Annotated in this window: 18 protein-coding genes; 9 read left to right on the forward strand and 9 right to left on the reverse strand. The window is 68.0% G+C overall.

What is annotated here, in order from left to right:
- Positions 1-12: 12 nt before the first annotated feature.
- Positions 13-384, reverse strand: coding sequence for a hypothetical protein (locus tag HZ992_RS09250; RefSeq protein WP_209386367.1), 372 nt, complete (start codon positions 382-384; stop codon positions 13-15).
- A 313-nt stretch (positions 385-697) separates the two neighbouring features.
- Here HZ992_RS09250 and HZ992_RS09255 point away from each other — a divergent pair, with 313 nt between their 5' ends.
- From HZ992_RS09255 to HZ992_RS09280, 6 genes are all read left to right on the forward strand, one after another.
- Complete coding sequence (locus tag HZ992_RS09255) at positions 698-3,619, forward strand: TonB-dependent receptor domain-containing protein (protein ID WP_245213409.1); 2,922 nt, start codon at positions 698-700, stop codon at positions 3,617-3,619.
- Between the two features lie 103 nt (positions 3,620-3,722).
- Positions 3,723-4,394, forward strand: coding sequence for an energy transducer TonB (locus HZ992_RS09260; protein ID WP_209386368.1), 672 nt, complete (start codon positions 3,723-3,725; stop codon positions 4,392-4,394).
- A gap of 64 nt (positions 4,395-4,458) precedes the next feature.
- Entirely contained in the window at positions 4,459-5,292 is an 834-nt protein-coding gene (locus tag HZ992_RS09265; RefSeq protein WP_209386369.1) for a MotA/TolQ/ExbB proton channel family protein, read from the forward strand.
- A gap of 22 nt (positions 5,293-5,314) precedes the next feature.
- The gene (locus HZ992_RS09270; protein ID WP_209386370.1) at positions 5,315-5,740 is read left to right on the forward strand and encodes an ExbD/TolR family protein; all 426 of its coding nucleotides are present in this window, start codon (positions 5,315-5,317) and stop codon (positions 5,738-5,740) included.
- A gap of 4 nt (positions 5,741-5,744) precedes the next feature.
- Complete coding sequence (locus HZ992_RS09275; protein ID WP_209386371.1) at positions 5,745-6,170, forward strand: ExbD/TolR family protein; 426 nt, start codon at positions 5,745-5,747, stop codon at positions 6,168-6,170.
- Between the two features lie 3 nt (positions 6,171-6,173).
- Positions 6,174-7,385 (forward strand): hypothetical protein, encoded by a 1,212-nt coding sequence (locus HZ992_RS09280; protein ID WP_209386372.1) that lies wholly within the window; start codon positions 6,174-6,176, stop codon positions 7,383-7,385.
- 55 nt (positions 7,386-7,440) lie between these two features.
- Here HZ992_RS09280 and HZ992_RS09285 read toward each other — a convergent pair whose 3' ends face one another.
- From HZ992_RS09285 to HZ992_RS09315, 7 genes are all read right to left on the reverse strand, one after another.
- The gene (locus tag HZ992_RS09285) at positions 7,441-8,199 is read right to left on the reverse strand and encodes a 3-hydroxyacyl-CoA dehydrogenase (RefSeq protein ID WP_209386373.1); all 759 of its coding nucleotides are present in this window, start codon (positions 8,197-8,199) and stop codon (positions 7,441-7,443) included.
- An 11-nt stretch (positions 8,200-8,210) separates the two neighbouring features.
- Positions 8,211-8,864 (reverse strand): adenylate kinase, encoded by a 654-nt coding sequence (adk, locus tag HZ992_RS09290; protein ID WP_209386374.1) that lies wholly within the window; start codon positions 8,862-8,864, stop codon positions 8,211-8,213.
- A gap of 140 nt (positions 8,865-9,004) precedes the next feature.
- Positions 9,005-9,760 (reverse strand): 3-deoxy-manno-octulosonate cytidylyltransferase, encoded by a 756-nt coding sequence (gene kdsB, locus HZ992_RS09295; RefSeq protein WP_209386375.1) that lies wholly within the window; start codon positions 9,758-9,760, stop codon positions 9,005-9,007.
- On the reverse strand, positions 9,757-9,951 hold the full coding sequence (locus HZ992_RS09300; RefSeq protein ID WP_209387104.1) for a Trm112 family protein: 195 nt from the start codon (positions 9,949-9,951) through the stop codon (positions 9,757-9,759). The genes kdsB and HZ992_RS09300 overlap by 4 nt, the downstream gene beginning before the upstream one ends.
- 5 nt (positions 9,952-9,956) lie before the next feature.
- Positions 9,957-11,009, reverse strand: a complete 1,053-nt coding sequence (lpxK, locus tag HZ992_RS09305) for a tetraacyldisaccharide 4'-kinase (RefSeq protein WP_209386376.1) — start codon at positions 11,007-11,009, stop codon at positions 9,957-9,959.
- A gap of 15 nt (positions 11,010-11,024) precedes the next feature.
- Positions 11,025-11,450, reverse strand: a complete 426-nt coding sequence (locus tag HZ992_RS09310; RefSeq protein ID WP_209387105.1) for an ExbD/TolR family protein — start codon at positions 11,448-11,450, stop codon at positions 11,025-11,027.
- 13 nt (positions 11,451-11,463) lie between these two features.
- Positions 11,464-12,099, reverse strand: coding sequence for a MotA/TolQ/ExbB proton channel family protein (locus tag HZ992_RS09315; RefSeq protein ID WP_209386377.1), 636 nt, complete (start codon positions 12,097-12,099; stop codon positions 11,464-11,466).
- Positions 12,100-12,455: 356 nt separating this feature from the next.
- On the opposite strand from HZ992_RS09315, the gene xseA reads away from it, so the two are divergent.
- Together xseA and HZ992_RS09325 are read left to right on the forward strand one after the other, a co-directional pair.
- Positions 12,456-13,757, forward strand: a complete 1,302-nt coding sequence (xseA, locus tag HZ992_RS09320; RefSeq protein ID WP_245213410.1) for an exodeoxyribonuclease VII large subunit — start codon at positions 12,456-12,458, stop codon at positions 13,755-13,757.
- A 79-nt stretch (positions 13,758-13,836) separates the two neighbouring features.
- Positions 13,837-14,418: a superoxide dismutase gene (locus HZ992_RS09325; RefSeq protein WP_209386379.1), complete on the forward strand. Its 582-nt coding sequence runs from the start codon at positions 13,837-13,839 to the stop codon at positions 14,416-14,418.
- A gap of 62 nt (positions 14,419-14,480) precedes the next feature.
- Here the strand turns inward: HZ992_RS09325 and HZ992_RS09330 are convergent, their stop codons facing one another.
- Entirely contained in the window at positions 14,481-14,933 is a 453-nt protein-coding gene (locus HZ992_RS09330) for a DUF192 domain-containing protein (RefSeq protein WP_209386380.1), read from the reverse strand.
- 46 nt (positions 14,934-14,979) lie between these two features.
- On the opposite strand from HZ992_RS09330, the gene HZ992_RS09335 reads away from it, so the two are divergent.
- On the forward strand, positions 14,980-17,253 hold the full coding sequence (locus HZ992_RS09335) for a heavy metal translocating P-type ATPase (RefSeq protein WP_209386381.1): 2,274 nt from the start codon (positions 14,980-14,982) through the stop codon (positions 17,251-17,253).
- Positions 17,254-17,256 lie beyond the last annotated feature (3 nt).

The following is a 17,256-nucleotide window of genomic DNA, read 5'->3' on the forward strand; positions in this document are numbered from 1 at the left end:
TGTGTCCTAGCTTCACGTGCTCCCCCCTGTTTGGGGTGGGTGCAGCGAGCGGGCAGGGCGCACGCTCTTCACGCCTTCGATGGCGCGCACCGCATCGAGGCGCGTGCGATCGATTCGCACCGCGATCGCGTTGCCGTTTGCGCGAATCCGGGCGAGTTCGATGCCGCCCAGCCCGGACAGGGCTTCGCCGACACGCTCCTGTTGCGAAGCGACTCGATCGCGCTGCCGTGCTGCTGCGGAAGCCGCCATGCCGGCAGCGGGAGGTTCTTCGGTGAGCTCGATCCAGATGTCGACGGTGTGGCCGCCGGATGCGCCGCTGCCGGGCGCCGCGCCGGCAGCCAGCGCAAGGGTGAGCCACCGGCGGGTCAGATCGATCATCGTCATGCGGGGCATTCGAGTGGGCAGGCAAGTCTGGCATGGCGGTCATGCGCGCAAGCGCCGCGACGCGCGAGTGCATGTTGCACATAGCCAACGACGCGGCGTGAGGATCCTAGGGAGATGCACCTAGCCCTGCAGGACGCCTTGGCCGTCAGCGCGGACGCCGTGCCATCGCGGCGTCCCCGGCAAACCCGCGCTGCCAGCGGCTTTGCGAACGATCGTTCGATGCCGGCGCCCCGCGCCGCGCAGCACCGTTACCAGCAGGTTCAAGGAAACCCCTAGACGGTCTGGAGGGCGGCTATGGTGACAATTCTTTTACATGTCTTCGCAGACGGGCCACAGCCACCTTACAGAGGCGGCATGTGTCTTGCTCGGAGCTGGGTCTATCGATCAACCTTTCACCGCTTTCACAGGAGATCACATGTTCAGAAGAACCAAAGTGTGTTCCGCCGTGCTCGTCGCATTCGGCGGCACACTGGCGCTCGGCGCTGCCCCGGCCTTCGGCCAGCAGACGCTCGACCGCGTCGAGATCACGGGCTCGTCGATCAAGCGCATCGACGTCGAGGGCTCTCTGCCTGTTCAGACCGTCACCCGCGAAGACATCGAGCGCAGCGGCGTGACCAGCACGGAGCAACTGCTGCAAAGCATCACCGCCGCATCGAGCGCGGGCGGCACGGCCAACGCCACCGGCGCCGGCGCGTCGACCTACGGCCTGGCCACGATCTCCCTGCACGGCCTGGGTGAAGAGCGCACCCTGGTGCTCGTCAACGGCCGCCGACTGGCGATCTTCGCCAACCCGAGCGTTGCCGCGGTGAACGTCAACGTCATCCCGCTGGCCGCCATCGAGCGCGTCGAGGTGGTGAAGGACGGCGCCTCGGGCGTTTACGGTTCCGACGCCATCGCTGGCGTGGTGAACTTCATCCTGAAGAAGGACTATCAAGGCCTCGAACTGAATGTCTCCACCGGCACGCCCACGCGTGACGGCGGCGGCCAGAACCATGGCGTGTCCGTCGTGGGCGGCCTCGGCAATCTGCAGAAGGACCGCTACAGCGTCACCTTCTCGGCCTCGCTGGAGAAGGACTTCCCGCTGTTCGCGAAGGACCGCAAGTTCGCCGCTACCGGCAATCAGTTCCCGTACATCGTGTCCGGCGCCACCGGCCAAGGCAACATCGAGGGCGCCTATACGCCGGGCACTGGCATTCCGACGGAGGTTCCCCCTGGTTCGGGCAACTTCGTCGAGACGGGTTCACGCCAGCCCGGTTTCGGCAACAGCCCCGGCACGGGTTATGGCAACCCACTCGCAGCTGCAGACAACTGCGAGTCGATCAACATGTTCCTGAATCCGACGCCTTCCAACAAGGGGGCGCCGTATTGCACTTTCGACAGCAATACCTTCGTCGGCCTGCTGCCCAAGCGTGACCTGATCAACCTGACGGCCAACGGCGTCGTCAAGGTCAGTGACGCGGTCGAGCTGTTTGGCGACGTGCTGTTCTCGAAGAGCAAGGTGACCCAGCGCTTCCAGCCGAGCCCGGTCCGTCGCCAGTTCCTGACGAGTGACGCCGAGTTTGGCAAGCAAGGCGTGGATCCGATTCTCCTGATCCGGCCGAGCAACCCCAACTATCAGATCGCGGCCGACTACCTGAATGCCAACGGCTGCGGGTCCATCGTCGGGCAACCGCTGGGGGTGACGGCGCGCGTGTTCGACTTTGGTCTGCGCACGAGCGAAGACGAGAACGAGCAGACGCGCCTGGTCGTCGGTTCGCGTGGCACGCTGTTCGGCCTGGACTACGAAGTCGCGGCCGCTCACAACGAGTCGAAGACCTCCGGCACTGTGCCTGACGGCTACTTCTCTCAGGTCGCCTACGCGCGCGTCATCAACGACCCGAACAGCGACTGGAACCCGTGGTCGCTGACGCAGTCTGCGGCGTTCAATGCCGCTCTGGCGGCTGCAGGTGCCAAGTACACCGGCGGCACGCTCGAAGCCAAGTCCACGGCCGACGGAATCGACGGCAAGATCTCCGGCGAACTCGGCAAGCTCGGTGGCGGCACAGTGCAGTACGCCGTCGGCGCGGCCTATCGGGAAGAGAAGCTCAAGACCACGCCGAGCGCGGCGCTGGGCACCGGCGACATCGCCGGCCTGGGCGGTGCCACGGCACCGGTTGACGTGAAGCGCAAGGTGGCGTCGATCTTCGGCGAACTGCTCCTGCCGATCTCGAAGACCCTTGAAGGTTCGCTGGCCGTTCGTGGCGACAAGTACTCGGTCATCGGTGACTCGATGAACTACAAGGCCGCGCTGTCGTGGAGGCCGAACCAGACCTTCCTGGTCCGCGGTTCGGTTGGCACGAGCTTCCGGGCGCCTTCGCTCATCGACCTCTACACGCCGGAGACCATCGGGACCTCGGAGCAGTTCGACGATCCGGGCACCGGACAAACCGATCTGCAGGTCAATGCGAAGAACGGCGGCAAGTCTGACCTGAAGCCGGAGAAGTCGCAGCAGGAAACCATCGGGATCGTCTTCCAGCCGACGCCGAACTTCTCTGCCGCCGTCGACCTGTTCAACGTTCGCGTGAAGGACTACATCCAGACGCCGTCGGCCCAGCTGATCGTCTCGCGCTTCCGCGCGGGTGACCCGGCCTACGCCGGCCTGGTGACGCTCGCCCCGAACGGCGACGTGGACCTGATCGACCAGAAGCTGTCCAACACCGGTGGTTCCACGGTGCGCGGCCTCGATGTCGACCTGCGCTACAGCGAGAACGTCGCCGACGGCAAGTTCTCGGCGCGCCTGTTCGGCACCTACATGCTGAAGTTCGACGAAACCACCCCAAGCGGCGCGATCTCGCACCGCGTGGGCACCATCGTCGACCCGGCCGGCAACCCGGTCTCGGGTGCGGACAACGGCGGTGTGGTGCTGCGCTGGAAGCATGCGCTGACCGGTACCTATTCGACCGGCGCGTGGGCCTTCACCGCAACGCAGAACTTCGCCAGCGGTTACGAAGCCGGGCGCAACGCGATCGACAACGACCGCAACTTCATCCCGAGCTTCTCGACCTACGACGCCAACATCACCTACACGGGCATCAAGAACCTGCGTCTGGCGATCGGTGCTCGGAACCTGTTCGACAAGAATCCTCCGGGAGTCTTCACGCCGGTCAGCAACCAGTTCCAGGGTGGCTACGACATCACGCAGTACGATCCGCGCGGTCGGTTCGTCTACGTGGCGGCAGGCTACAAGTTCTGGTAAGGCGCCCAAGCCCAACGCTTAGTTGCTCATTCATGCCCGCTGGTCACGAGCCGGCGGGCATTTTTGTTAACCTTGCGCGCTTGCGTACTGGAGACCCCAGGAAATGAACTTTGCCCAGCAACAGCGGGACCCGAGGAAACACCTCGCGGGCATCGCTGCTGTCATCCTGTTCCACGGCTTCATCGTGTACGCACTGGTGACCGGCCTGGCCAAGAAGGTGGTCGACGTCGTTCGAGCACCGATCGAGACCAAGGTCATCGAAGAGATCAAGAAGCCGCCGCCCCCTGCCGAGATCGTGGTGCCGCCGCCTCCGAAACTGGAAGCGCCGCCGCCGCCGTTCATCCCGCCGCCCGAGGTGCAGATCGCGACACCTCCGCCAGCCCAGCCGACCATCACGGCCGTCACGCCCACGCCGCCCCCGGCGCCGGTGGTGATCGCGCCTGCGCCGCCGCCAGTGGTCGCCGCCCCCCCCGCGCCTCCGCCGCCTGCCGCCCCCGTGGTCGCATCGGCTGGCGTGGTCTGCCCTGGCTACCAGGAGAAGGTGAAGGAAGCCGGCTTCCCGCGCGAGGCCAATCGTGCCGGGCTCACCCGCGGCGAGGCCCTCATCGAGTTCACCGTCGGTCCCGGTGGCGAGATCAAGAACGTGAAGGTCGTGCAGCAGTCGCATCCGATCTTCGGCCGCTATTCAGCCAAGGCGGTCGAGGAGGTCAAGTGCGTCGGACAAGGCCACGATGTCGCCGGTGTCCGCATTCCCTTCGTCTACCGATTCGATTGAGTCCGGCCCCATCCCGGCCTACGCTCACACGCATCCTTTTCTGCATCCCAGAAAGAGAATCAACATGTCATTCAACAAGTCCATCTTCGCCCTCGTCTTCACGCTGATCGTCGGCCTGCTGCCGCAACTCGGCTTCGCGCAGGCCTCCGCGCCCGAGGCCACGCCGGCCGCGGCGGCGCCCGCACCGGTGGCGGCACCGGCGCCCGCGCTGGTACCGACCGTCACCAAGGAAACCGTCGACAACCCCTACGGTTTGAAGGCCCTGTGGGCCCAGGGTGACTTCGTCGCCAAGGGCACGCTGATCATCCTCGTCATCATGAGCATGGGCAGCTGGTACATCCTGGTGACCAAGCTCTACGAGAGCATCAAGGTCAGCGGCGAAGCCAAGGCGGCGCGCGCCGGGTTCTTCAAGGCGGCCAGCATCCAGGAAGGCGCCAGCAAGCTGAAGGAGGGCAGCGCGTTCCGCTTCATCGCCGAGACCGGCATCGACGCGGGCGAGCACCACGAGGGCGCGCTCACCGAGAACATCGACCGCAACACCTGGGTGACGATGAGCGTGCAGCGCGCCGTCGACGAAGTGCAATCGCGCCTGCAGGACGGCCTGGCCTTCCTCGGCACGGTGGGTTCCACGGCGCCCTTCATCGGCCTGTTCGGCACGGTGTGGGGCATCCTGAACGCGCTGACCGCGATCGGCATCGCCGGCCAGGCGAGCATCGACAAGGTGGCCGGCCCGGTGGGCGAGTCGCTGCTGATGACGGCCATCGGCCTGGCCGTGGCGGTGCCGGCGGTGCTCGGCTACAACTGGCTGGTGCGCCGCAACAAGGTGACGATGGACGCGGTGCGCAGCTTCGCGGCCGACGTGCACGGCGTGCTGATGGGCGCGAAGTCGGTCCGCTGATCGTCGCACAGGAGAGAACCTCATGGCCATGAACATAGGTTCGGGCGGCGACGAGGACGAGATCACCAGCACGATCAACACCACGCCGCTCGTCGACGTGATGCTGGTGCTGCTGATCATCTTCCTGATCACCATCCCGGTCGTCACGCAGTCGATCGCGATGAGCCTGCCCAAGGAAATCAACATCGCCCGGCAGACCAAGCCGGAGAACATCGAGATCTCGGTGAACCGCGATGGCGACGTCTTCTGGAACAACCAGCCGGTGGCCGACAGCGAGGCGCTGTTCCAGCGCCTGAAGAAGGTCGCCGTGCAGGATCCGCAGCCCGAAGTGCACATCCGCGGCGACGAGAAGTCGCGCTATGAATCGATCGGGCGAGTCGTCTTCGCCTGCCAGCGCGCGGCGATCGCCAAGATCAGCTTCGTGACCGAACCGCCGCCGAAGGGGTGACCAGATGGCAATGAACCTAGGCTCCGGGTCGGGTGACAACGACGTGATGGTCGACATCAACACCACGCCGCTCATCGACGTGATGCTGGTGCTGCTGATCATGCTGATCATCACCATCCCGATCCAGTTGCACAGCGTCAACCTGAACATGCCGCAGGGCGCGCCGCCGGCACAGCAGAAGGAGCCGGTCGTCGTGACGATCGACATCGACTTCGACGGCACCATCCTGTGGAACGGCGAAGCGCTGACCGACCGTGCGGCGCTCGAGGATCGCCTGCAGCGCGTGGCGGCCGAGCCTGACCAGGCCGAAGTGCACATCCGGCCGAACAAGCTGGTCGAGTACAAGTCGGTCGCCACGGTGCTGGCCTCCGCGCAGCGGCTGGGCGTGACCAAGCTCGGCATGGTCGGCAACGAACAGTTCGTCAAGTAGGCCATGAAGCACATTCGATTCACCGCGCTCGCCGCGGCGTGTCTGATCGCCTTCGGTTCCGCGCAGGCGCAGGAGTCCGTGCGGCCCGACGTGGGCAAGCCTCTGCAGGCGGCGCAGGATCTCATCAAGGCCGGCAAGTACAAGGACGCGCTGGCCAAGGTGCGCGATGCCGATGCGGTGGGCGGCAAGAACGCCAACGAGAGTTATCTTGTCGAGCGCATGCGCATTGCCGCGGCTTCGGGCGCCGGAGATAACGACACCGCGGCCAGGTCCTTCGAGGCGTTGGCGGCCACCGGCAAGGTGGCGCCGGCCGACAAGGCGCGCATGGCCGAGTCGATCTCGGGCGGCTACTACCGCGCCAAGGACTATGCCAAGGCGATGCAGTGGGGCCAGCGCTACTTCAAGGAGGGCGGCACGAGCGGCTCGATGCGCACCTTGCTGATCCAGAGCCAGTACCTCAGTGGCGACTACGCCGGCGCGGCACGCGAGCTCACCGGCGAGATCCAGGCGGCCGAGAAGGCCGGCACACCGCCGGCGCAGGATCGGCTGAACCTGCTGCTGAACGCGGCGTCGCAGTTGAAGGATCCGGGCGCGACGGTCTTCGCGCTAGAGCGCCTGGTCACCTACTACCCGAAGAAGGAGTACTGGGTCGACCTGCTCAGCCGCATGCAGCGCAAGCCCGGCTTCAGTGACCGGCTGGTGCTCGACACCTACCGGCTCAGCCTGGCCACCGGCAGCATGAGCTCCGCCAGCGACTTCATGGAGATGAGCCAGCTCGCATTGCAGGCCGGCCACGAACTCGAGGCCAAGCAGGTGGTCGACAAAGGCTTCGCCACCGGCGTGCTCGGCACCGGCGCCGAGGCCGATCGCCACAAGCGTCTGCGTGACCTGGTCATGAAGCGGATCGACGAGGCGAAGGCGGCCCGCGCGGCGGCGGAGAGCGAGGCCAATAATGCGAAGGACGGCAATGCGCTCGTCAGCCTGGGCTTCTCGACCGCGCTGGGCGGCGACAGCGCCCGCGGCCTGCAGATGATGCAGCAGGGCATCACCAAGGGCGGACTGAAACGGCCCGAGGATGCCAAGCTGCACCTCGGCGTCGCGCAGGTCCTGGCCGCCGACGCGAGGGCCCAGGCGACGCTGCGCAGCGTCGGGGGCACCGACGGCACGGCCGATCTGGCCCGGCTGTGGAGCCTCTACGCTCGACGCAAAGGCTGAGCCGACACGTCGATGAGCGAACACGGTGGCGGGGGCAAGGCCCGCCACCCTTGCGTCACTTCGGCGCCAGCCGGATCGCGCCGTCCAGGCGGATCACTTCGCCGTTGAGCATGTCGTTGACGATGATCTGGTGCACGAGCTTCGCGTAGTCCGCGGGCGTGCCCAGGCGGCTCGGGAAGGGCACGCCGGCGGCGAGCGCGTCCTGCACCTCCTGAGGCATCGAGAACAGCATCGGCGTGCCGAAGATGCCCGGCGCGATGGTCATGTTGCGGATGCCGTTGCGAGCCAGGTCGCGCGCGATCGGCAGCGTCATGCCGACCACGCCGCCCTTCGAGGCCGAATACGCCGCCTGGCCGATCTGGCCGTCATAGGCCGCGACGCTGGCGGTGGAGATCAACACGCCGCGCTCGCCGGTGGGCTCCGGTTCGTTCTTCGCCATCGCCGTGGCGGCCAGGCGGATCATGTTGAAGCTGCCGACCAGGTTGACGGTGATCACCTTGGCGAACAGCGACAGCGCGTGCGCGCCATCCTTGCCCACCGTCTTGGCGGCCGGGGCGATGCCGGCGCAGTTGACCAGGCCGACCAGCTTGCCGAGCTTGAGCGCGGCATCGACGGCCGCCTGCCCGTCGGCCTCCTGGCTGACGTCGCACTTGACGAACACGCCCCCGAGTTCTTTCGCGATGGCTTCGCCACGATCGGCCTGCAGGTCGGCGATGACGATCTTGCCGCCGTGCGCGGCGAGCATGCGCGCCGTGCCTTCGCCCAGGCCCGAGGCGCCGCCGGTAACGATGAAGACCTTGCCTGCGATGTCCATGTCGCGCTCTTTCAGGACAGGGCGGCGAGTGCGCGCGCGGTGATCTCGTCGACGCTGCCGGTGCCGTCGATCTTGCGATAGCGTGGCGCGCCGGCGTCGCCGGTGGCGGCCCATCGGGAGTAGTAGTCGACCAGCGGCCGTGTCTGGCTCTGGTAGACCTCGAGGCGCTTGCGCACGGTCTCTTCCTTGTCGTCGTCGCGCTGGATCAGATCTTCACCCGTCGCGTCGTCCTTGCCGGCCACCTTGGGCGGGTTGAACTTGACGTGGTAGGTGCGTCCCGAGGCCACATGCACGCGCCGGCCGCTCATGCGCTCGATGATGGCGCTGTCGGGCACGTCGATCTCGAGAACGAGGTCGAGCTTGACGCCGGCGTTCTTCATCGCGTCGGCCTGCGGGATGGTGCGCGGGAAGCCGTCGAACAGGAAACCCTTGGCGCAGTCGGGCTGGGCGATGCGTTCCTTCACGAGACCGATGATGATGTCGTCGCTGACGAGCGCACCCGAGTCCATCACACGCTTGGCGGCCAGGCCCATCTCGGTGCCCGCTTTCACGGCCGCACGCAGCATGTCGCCGGTGGAAATCTGCGGGATGCCGAACTGCTTGCAGATGAACGCCGCCTGGGTGCCCTTGCCGGCGCCGGGTGCGCCCAACAGGATGAGTCTCATGGGTCTGCCTCGTTTGTCTTTATGGTGCGTGGCAACGACGACGTGGGGCCCTCGTCGCGCCGGGTCGCAACGAGAATACCATGCGCGTCCCTGCGTGAAACTGACGCTTCCCCGCAGGCGATGAGGCCGCTTGAAGCGGGTCAGGCGCTGAACAGCGCGCGTACGCGGGCGAGGTCTTCCGGCGTGTCCACCCCGGGCCCCGGCGCGTGCGCGCTGACATGCACGGCGATGCGTTCGCCATGCCACAGCACACGCAGTTGCTCGAGCGATTCGATGCGCTCCAGCGGTGCCGGCTCCAGCTGCGGGAAGCGCCTCAGGAAACCCGCGCGGTAGGCGTACAGGCCGACGTGGCGCAGCGGGCAGGGCGCGGGCAGAGCGGTCGAACCGGACGCGCGGCCATCGCGCCACCAGGGGATCGGCGCACGCGAGAAGTAGAGCGCGCGGCCGGCGGCATCGAGCACCACCTTCACCACGTTCGGGTTGTCGAACTCGGCCGGCGAGACGATGGCGTGGGCCGCCGTGCTCATCACGCAGTCCGCGCGCTGCGACAGCAGGGCCGCGCAGGCATCGACGAGGCCCGGGTCGATCAGCGGCTCGTCGCCCTGCACGTTGACGACCATGTCGTCGCCGTCGAGCGAGAGCAGGGCACAGGCTTCGGCCAGGCGATCGCTGCCGGTCGCGTGGTCGGTGCGCGTGAGCACGGCGCGCACGCCGTGCGCTGTGCAGGCCGCCACGATGTCGGCATGGTCCGCGGCGACCACCACCGCAGCCGCCGACGACAACGCCGCGCGCTGCGCGACCCGCACGATCATCGGCAGGCCAGCGATGTCGGCCAGCGGCTTGTTCGGCAAACGCGTCGACGCGAGCCGCGCCGGCACGAGCACGGTGAAGCTCACGGGGTGGTCGGGGTGTCGTTCAACGCGCGTGCTTCGGACTCCAGCATCACGGGGATGCCGTCGCGCACCGGGAAAGCCAGATGGTCGGCGTGGCAGACGAGTTCGTGGCGCTCGTCGGTCGGCGGTCGGCGATGTTCGAGCGGGCCCTTGCACAGGGGGCAGACCAGCAGATCGAGCAAGCGGGTTTCCATGGCGATCAACGACGGGTCAGGGGTGGAGGAGCAGATCGTGTCGGCAGCAGCGCCAGCACGGCACGTTCGAAGTCCGCATCGAAACCGAAGTCTAACGCCGCGACCCACAGGCGCACGCCGGCGGCGCGCTGCGGGGTGATCTTCACCGCGTCCTTTTCGGTCATCACGACATCGGTGGTGCCGGGCGGCCAGTCGAGCTGTACGTAGTCGTGGTGATCGGGCAGTGCGTGCTCCACGATGTCGAGCCCGGCCTCGCGCAACATGGAGAAAAAGCGCTGGGGCCTGGCGATGCCGGCGGCCGCGAGCACGGGGCGGCCGCGCAGGCTTGAAATCATCTCGGGTGCCGCCTGGCGGTCTTGCCACCAGTCCGCGAGCGACACGACGCCGGCCAGCCTGCGCAGCGCCAGGTGGCCCGGCAGCGGGGTGCTCGGTCGCGTTGCGTTGTAGAGCACGGCGGTGCGTACGGGCACCTGCGCAGGCATCGGTTCGCGCAGGGGGCCGGCCGGTAGCAGCCAGCCGTTGCCGGCACCGCGCTCGTCGAACACCAGCACCTGCGCGTCGCGCGCCAGTCGCAGGTGCTGCAGGCCATCGTCGCAGACCACGATGTCCACTTCAGGATGGCGTTGTCGCAGGGCGCGCGCCGCAGCCACTCGGTCGCGCCCGACGAACACCGGCACGCCGCCACGCAGGCGCAGCAGCAGGGGCTCGTCGCCTGCCGATGCGGCCGATGTGTCGGGCACGACCTCGAGCACGTGGTCGGTGCTGCGGCCATGCCCGCGCGAGACGATGCTAGGCCGCCAGCCTTCGCGGCGCAGCAAGGCGATCAGCGCGAGCACCGTGGGGGTCTTGCCGGCGCCACCGGCCACGAGGTTGCCGACCACCAGCACTGGCACGTCGATGCGCTGCTCCTTCAGGATGCCGCGGCGGTAGAGCCAGCGTCGTGCGGCCGTGACCGCGCCGAACATCAGGGCCAGCGGAAGCAGGGAGGTCGCGAGCAGCCCGCGCGACTGCCACGCCTGCTGCAGGCGCGTGGCGAAACCCGATGAAGAAGTGGCCAAGGCCGCAGCCGCGCCTCAGCGCGCTTCGCCGCCTGAAGTCTGCGTCGCGAAGGTCAGGCGCGGCAAGCCGGCGCGGCGGGCCGCGTCCATCACGTTGACCACGCTCTGGTGGGCCGCGGTCGCGTCGGCCGAGACGATCACGATCAGGTCGTTGGAGCCGGCGGCCACCGCGGAGAGCTCGGCGGCAAGTCGCTCGACGCTGCGCCCCTCGACCGGCTTGCGGTTGACGACGTAGCGCCCGTCGGCGCTGACGACGACGATGATCTCGCGCGGCCGCTCGCGCAGCTTCTCGGCATCGGCGATCGGCAAGGTGACCTGCAGCTCGGTGAACTTCGAGTACGTGGTCGAGAGCATCAGGAAGATGAGCACGACCAGCAGCACGTCGATGAACGGGATCAGGTTGATCTCCGGTTCTTCGATTCGCCCCTTGCGGAAGTTCAGCGACATGGCGGCCTCAGCTGCTCGCGCGGGCCATGGAGAAGCGCAACAGGTGAGGCACCAGGCGGTTCGCCGCCTGTTCCATGTCGAGCGTGTACTGGTCGACCAGGCCGCGGAAGTAGCGGTAGAACATCAGCGCCGGAATCGCCACGATCAGCCCGAATGCGGTGTTGTACAGCGCCACCGAGATGCCGTGCGCCAGCATCGCAGGGTTGCTGCCGGTGGTGGGCGACTGCGAGCCGAAGATCTCGATCATGCCGATCACGGTGCCCAGCAGCCCGAGGTAGGGTGCGGCCGAGGCGATCGTGCCCAGCGTGTTCAGATAGCGCTCCATGCGGTGCACGGCGGCGCGCCCGGCGGACTCGAGCGTGCCGCGCAGGGCATCCTCCGTGATGCGCGGGTCGGCGATCACGGCGCGCACGCCGCCAGCCAGCACGCGACCGAGGATGGAGTTGTCGGCCAGCTTGTTCACCACGTCCGGGGAAGGCAGGTTGGCGCGGGTCACGGACAGCACTTCGTCGAGCAGGCGCGGCGGAATCACGCGCGCCGCACGCAGACTGGAAAGGCGCTCGACCACCACGGCCAGGGCGACGATGGAACAGATGATGAGGGGCCAGATCGGCCAGCCAGCGGCTTGTATGATCGAAAACAAGCGAGCCCTTTCGAAGGCAAGAACCGTGTTTTTCGGGACGCGCGATTATGGACCAAGCCTTGCGGCACGCAGTGCGTCCATGTGTGCCGATGCGAGCCGGCGCGCCTCGGACGTGCACCACGCGAGAGCAATCCACCGCTGATGTGGATAACTTTGTGGGCAACCCGTGCCAGCCGGCTGCAAAGCCGCGCGAAATCTCGCATCCAGCTAGATTGCTGAAAACTTAAGCATCATAAAATCCTTGAAAATCAATCACTTGCACGAAAATGACAAGGCGATGACGGGCATAGTGCCGCGCCAGGCCTTGTGCCTGCACGTTGTGGAGTTCTTGGGCCGCGCCAGTGCTGGGTTTGCGCGTGGTTGAGCCGGTCGCCGAGGCGGGAAGCCGGCTGGTCTGGAGCGTTGCCGGCCTCGTGCAGGCGGTGGCCGACGCGCTGGCGGCTCGCTTTCCGGTCTGCGTGGTGCGCGGCGAGTTGTCGGCGTTCATGCGCGCGGCCAGCGGGCATTGCTACTTCAGCCTGAAGGACGCGGATGGCGCGGCGGCCTTGCTGCGCTGCGCGATGTTCCGCCGTGCAGCCAGCCTGCTGGATTTCGCGCCGGCCGACGGGCAACTCGTGGAGATTCGCGGCCGGCTGGCGGTGTACGAGCCGCGCGGAGAGTTGCAGTTCGTCGTCGAGGGCATGAAGCGCGCCGGTGCCGGCGCGCTGTACGAGCAGTTCCTGCGCCTGAAGTCGAAGCTCGAGGCCCAGGGCCTGTTCGACGCGCAGCGCAAGCGGCCCATCGCGGCGTTTCCTCGCCGCATCGGCGTGGTCACCTCGCTCGGTGCCGCGGCCCTGCATGACGTGCTGACTGCGCTGGCACGACGCAGCCCGCAGGTCGAGGTGTTCGTCTACCCGAGCCTGGTGCAGGGCGCCGAGGCGCCGGCTGCGCTGGCGCTGGCGCTGGCCACGGCGTCGCGGCGCGCCGAGGTCGACACGCTGCTGCTGTGCCGCGGCGGCGGCTCGCTCGAGGATCTGTGGGCCTTCAACGACGAGCGCGTGGTGCGCGCCGTGGCGGCCTGCTCGATGCCGGTGGTGTGCGGCGTGGGCCATGAGACCGACGTGACGCTGGCCGACCTGGCGGCCGACCTGCGCGCCCCGACTCCCACGGCGGCCGCCGAGCTGTCGGCGCCACCCCGGGTGGCCTGCCTCGAATCACTGGCGTTGCTGCAGCGTCGTGCGAGCCAGCGCCTGCACGGCGCGCTGGACATGCACGCACAAAGGCTGGACAGCCTGTCGCTGCGCCTGGCGCGCCCGCTCGAAGCGGTGCGGGCCCGGCGGCAGCAGCTCGCGCTGCTCGGGCAGCGCCTGAGCGGTGCCGGCCGGCGACTGCACGAGCGCCGCGGCATGCAGCTCGAGCAACTGGCCCGGCGCCAGGTGCGCGCCGTTGCCGTCGACGCGCAGGCCCGGTCGCGGCAGGTGGACAGCCTGGAGGCAAGGCTGAACGCGCTCGACCCGCAGCACGTGCTGGCGCGGGGCTATGCGTGGCTCACCGGGCCGGGCGGTGTGGTGGTGCAGTCGGTGCGCCAGCTCGAGCTGGGCGCGCCGGTGCAGGCCACCCTGGCCGACGGGCAGGCCGACCTCCGCGTCACCGCGGTCACCCCGGAGCGCCGCGGCTGAATCGGCAAGCCTCCCGGCAGGGCCTTGCGACGCTGCCTACAATGAGCATCAATCCGCCACCCAACATGAGAGGACTCGCATGGAACACACCCTGCCGCCGTTGCCCTATGCCATCGACGCCCTGGCGCCCCACCTGAGCAAGGAAACGCTGGAGTTTCACCACGGCAAGCACCACAACGCTTATGTCGTGAACCTGAACAACCTGCAGAAGGGCACCGAGTTCGAGAGCCTGTCGCTCGAGGACATCGTCAAGAAGTCGTCCGGCGGCGTCTACAACAACGCGGCGCAGATCTGGAACCACACCTTCTTCTGGAACTGCATGAAACCCGCCGGCGGCGGCGAGCCCAAGGGTGCACTGGCCACGGCCATCAACGCCAAGTGGGGCAGCTATGCGGCCTTCAAGGAAGCCTTCGCCAAGAGCGCGGTCGGCAACTTCGGCTCAGGCTGGACCTGGCTGGTCAAGAAGGCCGACGGCAGCGTCGACATCGTCAACATGGGTGCTGCCGGCACGCCGCTGACCACCGGCGACAAGGCCTTGCTGACCATCGACGTGTGGGAGCATGCCTATTACATCGACTACCGCAACCTGCGCCCGAAGTTCGTCGAGACCTTCCTGACCTCGCTGGTCAATTGGGAGTTCGCCGAGAAGAACTTCGCCTGATCGCCCCGCGCGACAAACGAAAAGGCCGGTCGGTGACCGGCCTTTTTCATGCGCTCGGCGATTCAGTTGCCGAAGGGCGCTCCGGTGATCTTCGCGCCGGGCTTGATGGCGCGCTTGTCGAACCAGCCCTTGTTCATTTCCAGCACGAAGCGCACCGGCTTCTTCGAGCAGTGCGAGTCCAGCGTTTGCGGCTTCATGTCTTCGATGTTGACGATGCTGCCGTCGTCGGCCAGGAAGGCGATCGACAGCGGCAGCAGCGTGTTCTTCATCCAGAAGCATTGTTGCCCCGGCTGCTCGAACACGAACAGCATGCCGTCGTTGGCTGGCATGGTCGGGCGGTGCATCAGGCCGATCGCACGCTGCTCGGGCGTGCGTGCCAGTTCCGCCGTGATGACGTGGAAACCCGCCGTGAGACGGGTGGTCGGCAGGCGCTGTGCCGCGTCCTGCGCCGTGGCGAGACCCACGAAGCTCAGGGCGGCGGCAGCGATGAGCTGATGTGGCTTGATGTATGTCATGTGCGAACCAGCATAGCAAGCCTAGATTATCGCCGTGGCCCCCTCAATGACTTCCAGCGTCGCACCCGCTGCGAGCGCAAACGACCTGCGTGCGCTCGACGACCCCCTGAACCAGTCCGCCTTCACGACCTGGACGCAGGGCAAGGGCGGTGAGCGCGAAGCCACCTCGCAGTTCCGCCTCTCGGGCCTGTACTGCGCCGCCTGCGCCGGGTTGATCGAAACGGCGCTGGAAGGCGTCGACGGTGTGCTCGAAGCCCGTGTGCATTCGGCCACCTCGCTCGCCCTGGTACGCTGGGATCCGCGCCGCACGCGCGCCTCGGCGCTGGTCGAGGCGGTCCAGCGTGCCGGTTACGGCGCGGTGCCCGACGCCGCGGCGAGCGCGCGAACCCAGCGCGAGGCCGAGCAGCGCAAGGCGCTTTGGCGCATGTTCGTGGCCGGCTTCTGCATGATGCAGGTGATGATGTATGCCACGCCGGCCTACGTGGCGGCGCCGGGAGACATCACGCCCGACATGCAGCGGCTGCTGCAATGGGCGAGCTGGGTGCTGAGCCTGCCGGTGATGCTGTTCTCCGCCGGGCCCTTCTTCTCGGGCGCCTGGCGCAGCCTGCGCCAGCGGCGCCTGGGCATGGATGTGCCGGTGGCCCTGGGCATCGCCGTCACCTTCATCGCGAGTTCGGGTGCCACCTTCGACCCGGGCGGCCACTTCGGCCACGAGGTGTACTTCGACTCGCTGACGATGTTCGTCTTCTTCCTGCTCGGCGGGCGCTACCTCGAGTTGCGCGCGCGGCATCGCGTCGCGCTGGCGCTCGAAGCGGGCACGGCACGGCTGCCCGACAGCGCGCAACGCGTGCGCGAAGACGGCTCGATCGAAGTGGTGGCAGTGGCGCGGCTGGCCGCCGGCGACCGCGTGCGTGTGCCGGCCGGGCAGGCCTTCCCGGCCGACGGCGTGCTGCTCGAGGGGCGCACGCTGGCCGACGAGGCCCTGCTGACGGGCGAATCCGCCCCGGTGCCCAAGCAGGACGGCGACGAGGTCGTGGCCGGCAGCCTGAACCTGCGCGCGCCCGTGCTGATGCAGGTGCTGCGCCTGGGCGAAGACACCCGCCAGGCCGGCATCGTGGCGTTGATGCGCAGCGCGCTGACGCAGCGTCCGCGTCTGGTCCAGCAGGCGGAGCGTCTGGCCGGCCCGTTCCTGTGGACCGTGCTGGCGCTGGCCGCGGGTTCGGCAGCGGTGTGGTCGATCGTCGATCCGTCGCGGGCGGTGTGGGTCGCCGTGTCGGTGCTCATCGTGACCTGCCCGTGCGCGCTGTCGCTGGCTGCGCCATCGGCGCTGCTGGCCGCCACCGGCGCGCTGGCGCGCCGCGGCGTGCTGCTGCAGCGGCTCGAGGCTCTGGAGGGCCTGGCCGGTGTCGACACGGTCGTGTTCGACAAGACCGGGACCTTGACGCGAGACCAGCTCGAACTCGTGCAGGTGCGGGCGCTGCGCGAGGGCGACGATGCGCAGGCGCTGCTCGCATCCGCGGCTGCGCTGGCATCGCTTTCGAGCCATCCGGCTTCGCGGGCGCTGGTGCAAGCGGCGGGTGCCACGCCATCGGCCGCCGGCTGGAGCGAGGTCGAGGAGCATCCGGGGCAAGGCCTGCAGGCTCGCACCGCAGACGGCAGCGTGTGGCGTCTCGGGCGGCAGAGTTGGGTCGACGCGTCGGCGTCGATCGGCGGCACCGACGAAGAGGCGCTGTGGTTCGGCCCGGCCGGCCAGGCGCGAGCGGCCTTCGAACTGCGCGAACAACTGCGCGACGATGCCCAGGCCACGATCGACCGGCTCGGCCGCGAAGGGATTCGCGTCGCCTTGCTGTCTGGTGACGCGCCCGGTCGTGCCGAGTCGCTGGCGCGCCGACTGGGCATCACCGACGTGCGCGGCGGTGCGACGCCGGCCGACAAGCTGGCCGCCGTGGCCGCCTGGCAGGCCGAGGGCCGGCGTGTGGCCATGGTTGGCGACGGCCTCAACGATGCACCGGTGCTGGCGCGCTCCGATGTCTCAATTGCCTTCGCACATGGTTCGGCCGTGGCACGCAGCGGCGCCGATGTCGTGCTGCTCGGCGAGCGCCTGGGCGAGGTCGCGATCGCCCGCGCCCAGGCGAAGCGCACCTTGCGCATCATTCGCCAGAACCTGACCTGGGCGGCCGTCTACAACGCGGCCTGCGTGCCGCTGGCGCTGATGGGCTGGCTGCCGCCCTGGGCTGCGGGCATCGGCATGGCCTCGAGTTCGCTCCTGGTGGTGCTCAATGCCTTGCGGGTCTCGCGCATCGAGGGTGACGAGGGCTGAGCG

Source organism: Rhizobacter sp. AJA081-3, from assembly GCF_017795745.1.
In the GTDB taxonomy this organism is placed as follows: Bacteria; Pseudomonadota; Gammaproteobacteria; order Burkholderiales; family Burkholderiaceae_C; genus Piscinibacter.

What these genes read in the sequence shown, in the direction of transcription:
- HZ992_RS09250 (WP_209386367.1), bottom strand. Translation starts at nt 384, where the DNA reads ATGACGATGATCGATCTGACCCGCCGGTGGCTCACCCTTGCGCTGGCT.
- HZ992_RS09280 (WP_209386372.1), top strand. Translation starts at nt 6,174, where the DNA reads ATGAAGCACATTCGATTCACCGCGCTCGCCGCGGCGTGTCTGATCGCC.
- HZ992_RS09260 (WP_209386368.1), top strand. Translation starts at nt 3,723, where the DNA reads ATGAACTTTGCCCAGCAACAGCGGGACCCGAGGAAACACCTCGCGGGC.
- HZ992_RS09335 (WP_209386381.1), top strand. Translation starts at nt 14,980, where the DNA reads ATGACTTCCAGCGTCGCACCCGCTGCGAGCGCAAACGACCTGCGTGCG.
- HZ992_RS09265 (WP_209386369.1), top strand. Translation starts at nt 4,459, where the DNA reads ATGTCATTCAACAAGTCCATCTTCGCCCTCGTCTTCACGCTGATCGTC.
- HZ992_RS09330 (WP_209386380.1), bottom strand. Translation starts at nt 14,933, where the DNA reads ATGACATACATCAAGCCACATCAGCTCATCGCTGCCGCCGCCCTGAGC.
- HZ992_RS09270 (WP_209386370.1), top strand. Translation starts at nt 5,315, where the DNA reads ATGGCCATGAACATAGGTTCGGGCGGCGACGAGGACGAGATCACCAGC.
- HZ992_RS09285 (WP_209386373.1), bottom strand. Translation starts at nt 8,199, where the DNA reads ATGGACATCGCAGGCAAGGTCTTCATCGTTACCGGCGGCGCCTCGGGC.
- HZ992_RS09275 (WP_209386371.1), top strand. Translation starts at nt 5,745, where the DNA reads ATGGCAATGAACCTAGGCTCCGGGTCGGGTGACAACGACGTGATGGTC.
- HZ992_RS09325 (WP_209386379.1), top strand. Translation starts at nt 13,837, where the DNA reads ATGGAACACACCCTGCCGCCGTTGCCCTATGCCATCGACGCCCTGGCG.
- adk (WP_209386374.1), bottom strand. Translation starts at nt 8,864, where the DNA reads ATGAGACTCATCCTGTTGGGCGCACCCGGCGCCGGCAAGGGCACCCAG.
- HZ992_RS09255 (WP_245213409.1), top strand. Translation starts at nt 698, where the DNA reads ATGTCTTCGCAGACGGGCCACAGCCACCTTACAGAGGCGGCATGTGTC.
- HZ992_RS09300 (WP_209387104.1), bottom strand. Translation starts at nt 9,951, where the DNA reads ATGGAAACCCGCTTGCTCGATCTGCTGGTCTGCCCCCTGTGCAAGGGC.